Consider the following 14,490-nt stretch of genomic DNA (forward strand, 5'->3'; position numbering starts at 1 on the left):
GGGCGGGTTGGGGCGGTGGGGGTTGGGCGGGTCGGTCGGGGTTGGGCGGGTTGGGGTTGGGTGGGGCTGAGACGGGACGGGCAGTACGGGGGCAGGGAAGTTTGCGGGGAGGAGCTGCCGTGGGGGCGGCTCCTCCCCGATTCTTTTTCGGAAGGCGCGCTACGGAACGGTGAAGCGGACCACCTCGATGCCCTTGTCCGTCCCCACGGCGAATCGGCACCCGGTGGGGTCCATCGCGAGCGGCGGCTGTGGCGGGAGGCCGCGGATGATGCTGCTGCCCTGCTTCCCCGTGGCGAGCCCGGGCCAGCTCCGCACGACACGGCCGGTGGCGAGCTCGATGAGTTTGGGGTGATCGAAGAATCCCACCGCGTGGTTCTCCATCACCATCAAGGCTCCCACGGGCTCCTCCACGGGCACCATGGACAGGAAGCGCCGCTCGGTGAGTGAGTAGACCCCGAAGCCCGCGGCGTCCTCCGGCTGTTCCTTCTTGGAAGGCATCGCATCCCAGTCCACGCCGGAACACCAGACGACGAGCGTATCTCGCGCTCCCAGGGCCGCGGTGTGGATTTCCAGGAAGGACTCGCCCAGCTCGAGGTCCTGAGGCCGGTCCAACGACTCGGGCTGCTCGAGCGCCCGGGTTACGTCGAAGGCATACGCCACGTCCACGGGATGCCAGAGCCACCCCGCGCTGAGCAGGAAGCGCCCGTCGCGGCTGAACTGGAGCCGGGAGTGGAAGACGTCGGGGGAGTCGTCGCCCCGCCGGGTGAGACGCTCCCCGGTCTCCGCGTCCTCTATCTCCAGACGGCAATACTCCTCGGGACAGTGGGCCAGGAGCGTGCGGCCATTCGGCAGGGTATGGAGGGCGATGGGATATTCGTAGGCATCCGCGTGGTAGTAGCTGCGGTTGAGCTCACGCACCTGCTTCCCGTCGCGCAGCAGGATCGCCTTGGTCCCCAGCTTCTCGTAGAGGGCGGCGTACCGGCCGTCCTGGGACGACACCGCGGCGTCGAAGCGGTAGCCATACCGGATGGACGGATCGGCGACGCTTCCGTCCAGTCCGTAGCGGATGCCTCCGGAGACCCAATCGATGAGTGCGTCGCCACTCCAGCAGAGGGACTCGGGAGTATAGGGAGCCGTGGGAATGACGAGATGTTCAGCTTTCATGGGGCCCGGGACGAAGGGAGGCCGGGGAACCTGACACGTGGTCCTTCCCGCGCTCGAGGCCTCCCCAGCACCACGCCCGGTCCTTCCGGTCTCGCGGGGGGAGGAGCCGTCACCAACCGCCGTAGGGGACGGTGAGGGCCTCCATGTAGTGGCCCGAAGGATCCTGGAAGTAGACCCCGCGGCCCCCGTCGTTGGTGTTGATCTCATTGCGGCGATGGCCGCGCGGATCGGCCCAGTGCTCGATTCCGCGGGAGCGGATCTTGGCGATCAGGGAGTCGAACACGTCCTCCGAAACGAGGAAGGCGTAGTGCTGGCCGGTGAAGTCGTCGGTGGTTTGGATGTAGTCGATCGTCGCCCCATCCGACAGCTTGACCACCAGGAAGTGCCCGAGGGGTTGCGGCTCGGGGAGTCCGAGGAGCTCGGCGAGGAAGTTCGCGGAACGCACCTTGTCCTTCGCGGCGACGATCGTGTGATTGAAACGGACGCTCATGGATGGGCTCCTTCTGGGATTGTCGACATCAGGCTCCTGGGGCGTACGGCCCTAGGTCTGGCACCATCACTCCCACCTGTGGTGCGTTTTCTTGCTCTTGCTCACCCGGGTGACAACGAGCTTTCCGTTGCTCGTGGTTGCTTCATAGGTCGCGGACTGCCGGTCCGCCACGCCTGCGGCGTGGTGTCCGTACATGCAGTCTTGCTCGATGAGGAGCTTGCCAGCGGCTGGTTTGAACTCGTAGCCGCAGCCGGTGGAAAGCTCCTGCTTGTTGAATTGCTCGAGCGGGCTCTCCTGTCCCAGGTCGAGAGCACCCTTCGGTGGAGTCCAGGTGTCCAGGACCTTGCCCGACGCGTCTTCCAGAGCGACCCGAGCATGCTCGAGCTCCAACCCCACGAACGGTGCTCTGAATTCATAAGCCCGGATCGTCTCTCCCGATGCCGTCGCGAGCTCCGCTACGGGGGCGGCTTCCGCGGGGCAGCTCATGTTCCCATCGGGCACCTTCACTTCTCGCGCATAGATGCCCGCGTCCACTGTCTTCATCAAGGGAAGAAGCGCGTCCTTGTCATCATGCTGGAGTCTCGGCGGATGCCACCATGGGTGGAAGGAGCATCAGCAGGCCACAGAGGAATTGAGAGTGGATGCGATTCATCGTGCCTTTTCTTGTCTTGTTCATGCCTGACTCCTCGTTACTTCGGGCTCGCGAGGATGAGCCATCTGGACGCGGAACGTTACTCCCTTCCGGCCGATTTCGCTCGCTGGCCCTCATCTTCGAGGATGAGCCGAAGGACTCATTCCGGCACCGGGCCTGCCTCCGAGTTCGCTGAGCGGATTCAAGGGCCTTGGGCCCTGACCTTGACCCCAGGGGTCGAGTCATGCGAATCACTCACATCTTCACGGCGCTGCGAGCCTCCCCGATGACGTCCGTCCCGCCTTCTGCCCCGTCTCGCTGGTTTCGTTTCAACCTCTGGGTCCACCGATGGGCGAGTCTGGCCGCGACGGTTCCGTTCCTTGTTCTCTGCCTGACCGGAACGGTCCTCATCTTCCACGAGGAGATCGACGCGCTGCTCGGCGTGGTTCCCACATCACAGACGCCCACGCAGGCACGCCTCGCGGAGTGCATGGAGACGCTCGCACGCGAGCTTCCAGATCAACGTGTGCTCAGTGTCGGGTTGGATCCCCAGAACCATCCCGGAGTGATGCTCGCGGTGGTGGGGCCGCCGGAGGACACGGGCTTCGACCGTGCCCGCCTCGTCTACCTGGATCTGGGCACGGCCAGGCTCCTGGGTAATCAAGAGCCGGGCAAGTCGTTCACGGGCATGGTTCTCGAGCTGCACGCGAACTGGTTCCTGGGACCCGCGGGCGAGTTGATCGGTGCGCTGATCGCCTTGTTGGTGCTCGCGTCGCTCTTCTCGTCGGTGGTGATCTACAAGCCGTTCATGCGCAAGGTGACGTACGGCGCCGTGCGGAAGAATCGCGGTGCGCGGGTCTTCCAGTTGGACCTGCACAACTTCATCGGGGCGATCATTCTGGGCTGGGCGCTGGTGGTCAGCGTCACGGGGCTCGCGCTCGGGTTGGGAAAGGTGGCCTTTGGTCTGTGGCAGTACACGGACCTCGCGACGCTGCGTCAGGACTTCGCGCACGAGGCGCCCGTGGACTACCGGAATCCGCCCGCGAAGGTCACGGAGGCGATTGCGGCGGTCGAGGCAGTCGCGAAGCCCGGGTTCCACGTGACATCGGTCTTGTATCCCGGGACGGAGTTCACGACGCCGCGGCACTATGGGGTTCTCTTGAACGGAAGCACCGGGCTCGACGCGAAGCTTCTGGACGTGAAGGTCGTGGATGCACAAACGGGGAAGATCGTCCGGGACATGAAGCTGCCGCCCTACCTTCAGGCGTTGTACGTGGCGGAACCGCTCCACTTCGGGGACTACGGCGGGCTGCCGCTGAAGATCCTCTGGTCGCTGTGCAACCTGCTCACGCTCTTCATTACCGCGAACGGGGCGTGGCTCTTCTTCGACAAACGCCGCGTGCGGAAGCTGCATCCCGCGATGGAGTGGAGCGAAGCATGAAACACCGCGAGCCTTATCTGGGGTTTCTGACCGCCATCGGCCTGGTGGTGATGCTTCTGGGCGAGGGTGTGGTGGACCTCGCCGGCCTGCTGCTGGCCGCCACGCCGCTGGGTTACGGCCTCGTCTGCTGGCTGCGGGCTCCCCCCTCAGCCTGAGTGGCCTCGGATCTTTACTGCATCGAGCCCATGACCGAAGCTGGCACGAATGGCGAAATACACGGTCAAGCTTTCCAAGGCTCCAAGAGGTCATGCGGTTCCGCAGTTGCTCGAGGACGTCGGCGACTGGATGCGTCAGCAGACCCACGGAACGCTGGGCTGGTTCGATGCGCTCGCGGCCGAGGCCATTCCGAAGGAGTGGAACCCCGAGCAGGCGGACCGGCTTCGCCGCGAGGCCTTCTCGTTCCTGAGTCTTCCTGACGGTTCGCTGCTCGCGCTCGTGAACACCGGAGCCAAGGCGCCGCACGCGGTGGCGCTGCTCGGTTCGGAGGGCGAGGCGCGGACGGTCGCGAACAGCCTCGAAGAGTTCCTGCTCCTATGGTCCAAGGGCGAGACGGAGATCGACGAGCTCGACGACGAGGAGGGGGCGTCCGGGCGGAAGGTGCTGGCTTCGTGGCTGAAGGCGAAGAAGGTCAAGGCGCCGAAGGCGAAGGACTTCGATTTCGCGGCATGGCTCGACGGTGACGCCGCGCTTCCTCCCACGGCGGAGGCGCGGGCCGTTGCCGTACGCACGTTCGCGCCAACCCCGGTGATGAAGAAACTGGGCCCGAAGACGCAGCGGCTGGCGTCACTCCTCGGACAGCGCGCGGACGCCCCCGAGGTCATCGGCTACGTGACCGGGGTGCTCGGCAAGAAGGTGCCGCTGTCCACCAGTGAGAACAACGACTCGGTGAACGTCTCGGCAACCAAACACGGCGTCGAGTTCGTCTTCTCTCACGACATCCTGAACGATGCCTATCCGCCCATTCCGAAGACATCCAAGACGTTCATCCCCTACGTCTCCTACGCATGGGTGCGGGCGGGGATCGGCGAGAATGTCCTGGGCGTGCCGTGGAAGGCGGCCTCGGAGGCGGAGGTCACGAAGTTGCTCGGCCCGCCCACCGGCCGCCGGGCCGCCTTCACGGACGAGGATGAGCTCACCGTCGCCTACTGGGCCTACTCGCTCGACACCGCGGCGCACGTGTGGCTCGAGCTCGCGTTCGAGGACTCCCTCTCCGTCACTCTCTCCGTGAAGAGCGCGGGCGCGCTCATGCGGGATCCAGACGTCACGACCGGGCTCTTCGTCGGTTATGCCGCGACACGAGGCCTGCTCGACACGTCGCGCTTCCCGTCGCATCGCGCGCTGCTCACGGCGGTCGCGACACGCAAGGCGAAGGGATCGGAGTTCGTGAAGCAGGCGCTTCCGCGTGGCCTCTGGAACGATCACCTCCGCGATGTGCCGGGGCTCCGCCAGATGGCGTGGCGCTGGTTTCACAACATGAACGGTCTCTGGATTACGGCCGACCTCAAGAAGACGTTCGGAAAGCGCGCGGGCCCGTTCGGCCATGACGAGCCGAAGCTCGATGATGACACCTGGGACGCCGTCGACAAGGCGGCGCCGATCCTCGACAAGCGCTTCGCGGCGTGGCTGAAGAAGTAGACCGGGTCCGTTGAAACCTACCCAGCTGTACTGAGTGCTGTCTGGAGATCCTCGTGACCACCCAACGCGTGAACATCCTGGCGCCAGAGTTCCAGGCCAATCCCTATCCCCGCTACGCCGAGCTGCGCCGCAACACCCCCGTCGTCCAGGTGGACCCCGCTGGGTTCTGGGCCATCTGCCGGTATGACGACGTGGCTTTCGTCATCAAGAATCCCCAGCTCTTCTCCTCCGAGGGGTTCAAGGCGGCGTGGCAGCCCGCGTGGGTGGGGTACAACCCTCTCGCCAACTCGATGCTCGCCCTGGATGGGACGAATCACTCCCGGCTGCGGACGCTGGTGAGCCGGGCCTTCAATGCCAGCGCCATGACCCGGCTGGAGGCGCCCATCCGGAAGTGCGCCCACCGGCTCGCGGACGAGCTGGCCCAGAAGGGCGAGGCGGACTTCGTCTCCACGTTCGCCATGCCGCTGCCGGCGTTCGTCATCGGCGAACTGCTCGGGCTGGACGGCTCGCTCCACCATCGGTTCAAGGCGTGGTCGGACGACTTCGTTGGCGTCACCCCCGAGCCCCAGGGCCCCGAGCACGCCCAGCGCACGCTCGCCTCGATCGCGGATCTCTCGCGCTACATCACCGAGGTCATCGAGGCACGCCGCCGCTCACCCGCGGATGATCTGGTCAGCGACCTGATGCGCGCGGAGGTGGGGGGACAGCACCTGACGGACCGGGAGATCGTCGACTTCCTGGTGCTGCTGCTCATCGCGGGCCTGGAGACGACGGTGCACCTGCTGGCCAACTCGCTGCTCTTCCTGGCCGAGCGCCCTGACGAGTTGGCGCGGCTGCGCGCGGATCTCTCGTTGGTGCCCAGGTTCATCGAGGAGATGCTGCGCTACGACACTCCCGTCCAATGCGTGCCGCGCATCGTCATGTCCGACGTGATGATTTCCGGAGTGAAGATTCCCAAGGGGGATGTGGTGCTCGCCATCATCGCCTCGGCCAACCGGGACGAGCGCCAGTACACCGAGCCGGATCGCTTCGACCTCCACCGCGGGCAGCCCGGTCTGGCCTTCGGGTATGGCGCCCACTTCTGCATCGGCGCGCAGCTGGCCAGGATGGAGGTCCGCTGTGGCCTGGAAGCACTGCTTTCGCGCTTCAGCGGCCTCGAGCGGACCTCCGCGAGTCTGACCTGGAGCCAGGCCATCACGGTGCGGGGGCCGCGCACCCTGCCGCTCCGGTTCATCCCGGCTTGATGCGCACCCCGCTCCTCGTGCGTGAGGCTGGGTGAGCGTCGCTTCGGTTTGGGCGAGAAAGGTGTGTTGCCTCTGGATATGCGGAGCAATGGCATGGGAGAGTGGAATGTCTCCCAGACCCAGACACCGCTGGAGTCACCACGCCATGATGAAAATGCTTCGCGTTGCCTCGATGGGGTGGGTGCTGTGTTGCGCCTCACCAGCACTCGCCGCTCCTTATTGGGGAACCTTCCAGTCGGATGCCTGCACGGGCCTCGGCCAGCGTCAGAAGTCCTCTGTCCTCTGGGGCATCCCCTCGGGAACCTCGTGGGAAACCACCTGCGCGAATACGGGCGCCACCATTGATGGGCGCTGGTACGCACGGCCGAATCGCTGCGTGCGGACCAGCACCAACATGTGGGGCCAGTTCGACGTACCCGACACCTCGTGCAATCCCACCTGGAGCACCTTCAAGCAGGATCGGTGCACGGACTCGGGCCGGCGCCAGCACTCGGCGCAGTTGCTGAACATCCCTCCCAACACCTCCTGGGAGAGCGCGTGCCAGGCCACCGGCGCCACCGTGGCCGGCTACACCTTCCTGCGCCCGACCCGCTGTGTGAACAAGGGCACCTCCGGCATGTGGGGCGAGTTCGAGGTGAATGACACCACCTGCAACCCGGTGACGGAGTGCAACTCCGCCCTCCCGGCGGGCACCTTCACCAAGCCCGGGAACAACGGCTCGGTGAGCTGTGAAGCCTTCTGCGCCAACCGTGACGCCAACTGGGGCCAGCGCGGCACGTGTGTGAGGGGGCTCGTCACCAGCGGCCCTCATACGGGCAGCTGCCTGGCCTGCACCGACGTCGCCGCCGATCAAGGCGACACCGGCGTCACCTGCACCTGCAAGGCGCCCGCGAAGGGTTACGCGGATCTCCATGCGCACCCGTTCGCCAACCTCGGTTTCGGCGGCCAGGCCTTCTACGGCAAGGCCTACGGTCCCCTCAGTTCCACCCTGCCGTGGTGTGACACCGTCCACGGGCCGGGGGGCACTCGGGACTTCTTCGGCAGCATCATGGCGACCCTCGGCTACGGTACGGGCGGTTCGGGCCATCGGGTGGGCGGCTATCCGCAGTACGACGGCTGGCCCCGCTGGAACAGCTACACGCACCAGTCCATGTATGAGGATTGGCTCTACCGTTCCGTGCAGGGCGGCCTGCGGCTGCTCGTGATGCTGGCCGTCAACAACCAGGACATCTTCGGCTTCCCCATCTACGCCACCAAGGCGCCGGGCCGCACGGGAGAGGACATGGAGGCGGTGGATCTCCAGATCGCCGAGGCCTATGCCATGCAGAGCTACCTCGACAACAAGGCGGGCGGCGCGGGGCGCGGCTGGTTCCGCATCGTGAAGACTCCCGCGGAGGCCCGCACCGTCATCGCCCAGGGCAAGCTGGCGGTGGTGCTGGGCGCCGAGGTGGACTACCTCTTCGACTGCCGCCGCGACAGCTCGTGCACGAGCGCGTACGTGGAGGAGCGGCTGAACCATTACCATTCCATGGGCCTGCGCCATCTCTTCCCCGTCCACTTCAAGCAGAACGCCTTCGCCGGTTCCGCGCTCACCAGCATCACGACCGAGGGAGACTCTCGCGACTGCAAGCAGGAGGGCTATGTCTACAAGCGAGACATCGCCAGGGATCCCATCTGTGGCGCGCAGGGGCTCACGACGCTGGGCCGCACGCTGGTGCGCGGAATGATGCGCCGGAAGATGCTGATCGACATCGACCACATGTCGAAGCTGGCCTTCGATGACACCCTGGGGATGGTGGAGCCCTACGGCTACCCGGTGGTGAGCGGCCACACCACGCTGTTCGATACGGCCCGGGGCAACAAGCGCCACGAGGGCAGCCTCAAGGCGGAGCAGCTCCAGCGCATCCGCAACGTGGGCGGCATGGTGTCGCTCATCCTGGACCAGGGCAATCGCGAGGAGATCCCCACCTGGCGCGGCGCGGGGCAGCCGGTGGTGGAGCACCAGTGTGGCAGCACCTCGCAGAGCTGGGCCCAGGCGTACCTCTATCTGACGAAGCAGCTGAACGGGATGCCGGTGGGCTTCGGCTCGGACTTCAACGGCTTCGCGGGCCTGCCGAGTCCCCGCTTTGGCGCCGAGGCGTGCCACGGTGGCAGCACCGCCGCACAGGTGGCCCGTACGAGCTACCCGCTGAGCATCGCCGTGGAGAACAGCGTCACGAAGCTGGAGCGCAGCGTGGTGGGCAACAAGGTGTTCGACATCAACGAGGATGGCGTGGCCCACGCGGGCATGATGCCGGACTTCATCTCGGATCTCCGCCGCCAGGGTTTGCGCAGCCAGGATCTGGATCCGCTGATGAACTCCGCCGAGGGCTACCTCCAGGTCTGGGAGCGCGCCGAGGCCATGGGAGCCACCGTGCCCTGAGCGGGTGGAATGCGCTGTGGGAGATTCAATGACAATGAGATGGATGACGGCCTTTTTCGGGGTGCTTGTCGCTGTGACCCTCACTGTGAGCGGCACGGCCCGCGCTGATGCGGCGGGTGACAAGGTGCTCGCCGCCATGGACGCGGCCATGAACCGCGCCAAGACCCTGACCTTCGATTACGAGGTCATCAACCAGGAGCCCGGCAAGGCGGAGCGGAAGCTGGGGATGAAGGTCCAATGCAAGGGAAGCAAAAGACGCAGTGAGTTCCTTGCTCCCGCGGACATGAAGGGGACCAAGGTCCTGACCCTCTCTCCGACGGAGATGTACGTCTACCTGCCCGCCTTCGGGAAGGTCCGGCGCATCGCCAGCAGCGCCAGCGATCAGGGCTTCCTCGGCCTCGCCTACAGCCTGGACGACATGTCCACGGCGTCGTACAGCGGCTCCTACACCGCCCAGATCGCCTCGGAAACGCCCACGCAGTGGAAGCTCATCGCCACGCCCAAGGCCGGCCAGGCGCCGACGTACTCGAAGATCACGTTCACGGTGAGCAAGGACAGGACCTTGCCGAGCGAGATCCAGTACTTCAATGCGGCGGGCACGAACATCAAGACCGAGACCCGCTCCCAGTACACCTGCGAGGGAAACGTCTGCAGCCCGGCCGAGCTCAAGATGGTCGACAACACACGGGGCAACTGGACCCGGCTCGTCCGCAAGAGCTGGAAGGTGAACGAGGCCATCGCCGACAGCGTCTTCACGTCCCGCAGCCTGGGGGAGTAGGGCGCCCCCGCGCCCAGGAGAACCCTCTGCCTGGTCTGCTGAGATCAGCTACCCTGCCGAGTGGCGGCCGCACCCGGCCGCCTTGGAGCACCCCATGCTTCGCATCCTCGGCAGCGTACTGGTTGTCCTCACCCTGAGCGGCTGTGCGGCGGCGCCTTCTCGCCCATCCGCCATCGCTCCGCCCACAGGAGCCGCACCCATGAACCTCGGCAACTTTTCCGTCAGCCTCGCCGTCAAGGACATCGCCGTCTCGCGCGCGTTCTACGAGAAGCTCGGCTTTCGTGTCATCGGCGGTGACCAGGCCCAGAACTGGCTCATCCTGCAGAACGAGACCAGCACCATCGGCCTCTTCCAAGGCATGTTCGACAAGAACATCCTGACCTTCAACCCCGGCTGGGACCGCAACGCCCAGTCGCTCGCCGACTTCGAAGACGTCCGCGAGCTCCAGCGGACCCTCCAGGCCCGTGGCATCACCCTCGTCTCCGCCGCCGACGAGTCCTCCACGGGTCCCGCGAGCCTCATGCTCATGGACCCCGATGGCAACCCCATCCTGATTGATCAGCACGTCCCGAAGCCGAAGCGCTGAGGACGCGCTCACGGCCCATTGCCAAAGCCAGGAGTGGGTTCGACTCAAGGCGGCGGGAATCGAAGCCGCCAAGGGCGGATCCCCCTCCGCTCGGGAGCAGTGCCGTGCGAAGTGATTCTGACTGCCCCGCAGCATCCTCGGCCGGATCCAGTGCCCAGGTGCCCCCCTCCGCGGCCTTCCTCGCCCCCTCCGCTCCCTCCCTCACCCTCCACAGGGCCCTCATCCCGCCTATACTCCGGTGTGGTAAATCGTTCCGGATGAGCGTCACAATCACCGAAGAGCCAGGAGCGACAGTCGTGCGGAACGTGTGCCCGCACAACTGCCCGGACACCTGTTCCATTCTGACCACGGTCAAGGCTGGTCGCGCTGTCGAGGTACGAGGCAATCCCGACCATCCGACGACTCGGGGCTTCCTTTGCGCGAAGGTCTCTCGGTACCTGGAGCGTACCTATCATGCCGGCCGCGTGCTCCACCCGATGCGCCGCGTGGGCGCGAAAGGTGAGGGGCGCTTCGAGCCGATCTCCTGGAAGGAGGCGCTCGACGAGATCGCGCGCCGGTTCAAGGGGATCATCGCGGAGTGGGGGGCGCAGGCAATCCTGCCGTACTCGTTCAGCGGTACGCTCGGGCTCCTGCACAACAGTTCGATGGATCGACGGTTCTTCCACAAGCTCGGCGCCTCGCTCCTCGATCGCACCATCTGCGGCTCCGCCGGCGTGGCCGGCATGGCCTACAGCATGGGTAGTTCCATGGGCATGGATACAGAGAGCTTCGAAGGAGCGCGCACGATCCTCCTGTGGGGCACCAACACGCTGACCTCGAACCCCCACCTCTGGCCGTTCGTCACCGCGGCGCGCAAGAGAGGGGCGAGGGTGATTGCGATCGATCCACGGAAGACGCGGACCGCGGAGCAGTGCGATGAGCATATCGCGCTGCTGCCGGGGACTGACGCGGCGCTGGCGCTCGGGATGATGCACGTCATCTTCCGTGACGGCCTGGGCGACGAGGATTATATGGACCGATACTGCGTGGGCCGGAACGAGCTGGCAGCGCGCGCCGCCGAGTACCCGCCTGAGCGGGTGGCGGCCATCTGCGGGATCCCAGCGGCATCGGTCGAGGCCCTCGCGGTTGAATACGCGACGAGCAAGCCCGCGGCCATCCGCCTGAATTTCGGGATGCAGCGCCACACTGGCGGAGGGATGGCGGCGCGCGCCATCTCGTGCTTGCCAGCGGTGACCGGCGCATGGCGCTCCGCCTCTGGCGGTCTCCAGCTATGGACCTTCGAAACCTTCCCGGTCAATCATGCCGCGTTGCAGCGTTTTGAGCTGATCCCGCCCGGCACCCGCACGCTCAACATGGTCGAGCTCGGGCGGATCCTCACGGAGGTCTCCGACCCACCCGTCAAGGCCCTGTTTGTCTACAATTCCAATCCAGCCAGCGTGGCTCCCGACCTGGAGCGCGTCAAGGCCGGGCTCCGGCGCGAGGATCTCTTCACGGTCGTTCACGACCAGTTCCACACGGACACGGCCAACTTCGCGGATCTCCTCCTCCCGGCGACCACGCAGCTCGAGCACGTGGACATGCACATCGGGTACGGCCACCTGTATGTCATGTGGAACGCGGCGGCAATCGCGCCGCTCGGCGAGGCCATTCCGAATACGGAACTCTTCCGGAGGCTCGCGGCGCACATGGGCTTCAACGAGCCGTGCTTCCAGGACAGTGACGAGTCCATGGCGCGGCAGGCGCTGCAGAGCGAGCACCCATGGCTCGCGGGGATCACCTTCGAGCGCGTTCAAGCTGAGGGCTCGGTGCGCCTGAATGTTCCGACGCCGTTCGCGCCGTACGCCGAAGGCGGCTTCTCGACGCCCTCCGGCAAGTGCGAGCTCTTCTCCGCGAGGATGGCCCGTGACGGCCATGACCCGCTGCCGGCATGGACTCCCCCACGGGAGAGCAGCGCGTCGAGCCCTGAGCTCTTCGCACGCTATCCGCTGACGCTGATCTCACCGCCCGGTCATTACTTCTTGAACAGCACGTTCAGCAATGTGCTGACGCGCTTCGAGAAGGGCCCGCATCTGGAGATCCACCCCACCGACGCGGCGGCGCGCTCGATCATCAACGGCCAGAGGGTACGTATCCGCAACGATCGCGGCGCGTTCCTGGCCGATGCCGTCGTGACGGAGAGGGCGCGACCGGGGGTCGTCGTCGCTCCGTCGCTCTGGTCGAGCTCGCTCACACCTGATGGGCGGAACGTGAACCACACGACTTCGCAGTCGGTGACCGACATGGGCGGCGGGGCGACGTTCTACGACAACCTCGTGGAGGTCGAGGGAGTGAGCTGAGGGTTGTCCGGCTCACGGATGCGCCTGCACTGGCCCGAGGGAGAGGCGGCTTGCTTGCCCTGTACCGGCTTTCCAGCAGGCTCGGATGGCCAGCCGCCGCGGTGTCGTTTGAGCTGAAATTCTTCAAGTTGCTCAAGCGTCACCTTGCATGCTCTCCAATGGACCATTTGACGTCACAGAATTGTGTGCTCTCCCCTGATAGGGGGAACGGCAAGGAAGCGACCGAATCCATCCATCCTCGCTCACAGGAGGACCTGGCTGACTTCGTCGACTCGGCTGCCCTGGGGCTTCACTGGGTCGCGCCCGATGGAACCATCCTGTGGGCGAACAAGTCGGACTATGAGCCGCTCGGCTACACGGCCGAGGAATACATCGGCCACAACATCACCGAGTTCCACGCGGACAGTGAAGCCATCTCGGACATCCTCCGGCGGCTCACGCGGGGGGAGAAGCTCGTGGAGTACTCGGCGCGGCTCCGATGCAAGGACGGCTCCGTGCGCGAGGTCTCCATCACCTCCAGCGTCCGCTTCGACGAGACCGGGAAGTTCCTCCACACCCGGTGCTTCACGCGGGACGTGACCGAGCACCTCCGGGTCGCACGAGCGCTCCGCGAGAGCGAGGAGCGCTTCCGGATGCTGCTCGCGGGGGTGAAGGATTTCGCCATCTTCATGTTGGATGCGGGGGGCCGGGTGGAGACCTGGAACCTGGGCGCCGAGCGTCTCTACGGGCATTCAGCGGAGGAGATCGTCGGCCAGCACGTCTCGGAGCTGTACACGGAAGAGGCCCGGCGGGCGGGAAGCGTGGAAGAGGATCTCTCGACGGCGAGCCTCCATGGCCGGCAGGAATCCGAGTGCGAGCGCGTCCGGAAGGATGGGAGCCGCTACTGGGCGCATGTCGTCACCACGGCCCTGCGGGACTCGGACGGAAGGCTGCGCGGCTTCGCCAAGGTGACGCGTGACGTGACGGACAAGCGGAAGGCGGAGGAGGAGCGGGAGCGGCTTCTGCAGGAGCTCAAGGAGGCCGTCGCGGCCCGGGACGAGTTCCTGTCCATTGCCTCTCACGAGCTCAAGACTCCCCTGACCTCGGTGAAGCTGAACCTGCGCGCCCTGGAACACCGCACGGAAGTGGCTGCCGGGAAGACGGAGGGGGAGGGGGGCCGCAAGCTCGTGCGGATCCACGGGCAGATCGATCGGCTGGCGAAGCTCGTGAACAGCCTGCTGGATGTGTCCCGCATTACGGCGAACAGGCTCGACTTCCATCTCGAGGAGGTGGACCTCGGAGAGGTCCTCCAGGACGTGCTGGGACAGTTCAAGGAGGAGCTCGATCGGGCGGGATGCTCCCTGCACCTGAGGACGGACACGGGTGTCATTGGCAAGTGGGACCGGCTCCGCGTGGATCAGGTCGTCAGCAATCTGCTCTCCAATGCCATCAAGTACGGACCGGGCAGACCCGTCGAGGTGGACCTGCAGCGGTTGGGGAAAAGCGCGCGCCTCGTTGTCCGGGACCATGGCATCGGCATCTCGGCGCAGGACCAGGAGCGCATCTTCCAGAGGTTCGAGCGGGCCGTGTCGATCCAGCATTACGGGGGCTTCGGCCTCGGGCTCTGGATCAGCCGGCAGATCGTCGACAACCTGGGGGGCTCCATCGCCGTTCACAGCGAACCGGGTCTGGGCTCGACCTTCATCGTCGAGCTCCCCCTGAGTGGGCCCACGGGGGGATGATCAACCCTTGCAGGAGCAAGACAGGCGCAGGCCCCAACCACG

The 14,490-nt window shown here is 65.9% G+C and carries 12 protein-coding genes; 9 read left to right on the forward strand and 3 right to left on the reverse strand.

Features of this window, described 5'->3' with window-relative positions:
- Window positions 1-159: 159 nt before the first annotated feature.
- From BO221_RS49900 to BO221_RS49910, 3 genes are all read right to left on the reverse strand, one after another.
- The gene (locus BO221_RS49900) at window positions 160-1,164 is read right to left on the reverse strand and encodes a hypothetical protein (RefSeq protein WP_073568024.1); all 1,005 of its coding nucleotides are present in this window, start codon (window positions 1,162-1,164) and stop codon (window positions 160-162) included.
- Window positions 1,165-1,273: 109 nt separating this feature from the next.
- A complete protein-coding gene (locus BO221_RS49905; protein ID WP_073568025.1) occupies window positions 1,274-1,654 on the reverse strand; it encodes a VOC family protein in 381 nt (126 codons plus the stop codon).
- A gap of 66 nt (window positions 1,655-1,720) precedes the next feature.
- Window positions 1,721-2,197, reverse strand: a complete 477-nt coding sequence (locus BO221_RS49910; RefSeq protein WP_073568026.1) for a hypothetical protein — start codon at window positions 2,195-2,197, stop codon at window positions 1,721-1,723.
- A gap of 332 nt (window positions 2,198-2,529) precedes the next feature.
- On the opposite strand from BO221_RS49910, the gene BO221_RS49915 reads away from it, so the two are divergent.
- The 9 genes from BO221_RS49915 (at window position 2,530) to BO221_RS49950 (ending at window position 14,448) form a co-directional block, all read left to right on the forward strand.
- On the forward strand, window positions 2,530-3,726 hold the full coding sequence (locus tag BO221_RS49915) for a PepSY domain-containing protein (protein ID WP_198956345.1): 1,197 nt from the start codon (window positions 2,530-2,532) through the stop codon (window positions 3,724-3,726).
- Complete coding sequence (locus BO221_RS55255) at window positions 3,723-3,881, forward strand: hypothetical protein (protein WP_158080055.1); 159 nt, start codon at window positions 3,723-3,725, stop codon at window positions 3,879-3,881. Before BO221_RS49915 ends, BO221_RS55255 begins: the two co-directional genes overlap by 4 nt.
- A 130-nt stretch (window positions 3,882-4,011) precedes the next feature.
- Complete coding sequence (locus BO221_RS49920) at window positions 4,012-5,361, forward strand: hypothetical protein (RefSeq protein ID WP_143196156.1); 1,350 nt, start codon at window positions 4,012-4,014, stop codon at window positions 5,359-5,361.
- 53 nt (window positions 5,362-5,414) lie between these two features.
- Window positions 5,415-6,605, forward strand: a complete 1,191-nt coding sequence (locus BO221_RS49925) for a cytochrome P450 (protein ID WP_073568028.1) — start codon at window positions 5,415-5,417, stop codon at window positions 6,603-6,605.
- A gap of 145 nt (window positions 6,606-6,750) precedes the next feature.
- Complete coding sequence (locus BO221_RS49930; protein ID WP_073568029.1) at window positions 6,751-9,027, forward strand: membrane dipeptidase; 2,277 nt, start codon at window positions 6,751-6,753, stop codon at window positions 9,025-9,027.
- Between the two features lie 73 nt (window positions 9,028-9,100).
- The gene (locus BO221_RS49935) at window positions 9,101-9,805 is read left to right on the forward strand and encodes an outer membrane lipoprotein-sorting protein (RefSeq protein WP_073568030.1); all 705 of its coding nucleotides are present in this window, start codon (window positions 9,101-9,103) and stop codon (window positions 9,803-9,805) included.
- A 199-nt stretch (window positions 9,806-10,004) separates the two neighbouring features.
- Complete coding sequence (locus BO221_RS49940; RefSeq protein WP_073568031.1) at window positions 10,005-10,391, forward strand: VOC family protein; 387 nt, start codon at window positions 10,005-10,007, stop codon at window positions 10,389-10,391.
- 296 nt (window positions 10,392-10,687) lie between these two features.
- A complete protein-coding gene (locus BO221_RS49945; protein ID WP_233166625.1) occupies window positions 10,688-12,727 on the forward strand; it encodes a molybdopterin-dependent oxidoreductase in 2,040 nt (679 codons plus the stop codon).
- A gap of 185 nt (window positions 12,728-12,912) precedes the next feature.
- Window positions 12,913-14,448 (forward strand): PAS domain-containing sensor histidine kinase, encoded by a 1,536-nt coding sequence (locus tag BO221_RS49950; RefSeq protein ID WP_073568033.1) that lies wholly within the window; start codon window positions 12,913-12,915, stop codon window positions 14,446-14,448.
- Window positions 14,449-14,490: the final 42 nt, after the last annotated feature.

Source organism: Archangium sp. Cb G35 (genome assembly GCF_001896145.1).
Taxonomy (GTDB): Bacteria; Myxococcota; Myxococcia; order Myxococcales; family Myxococcaceae; genus Archangium; species Archangium violaceum.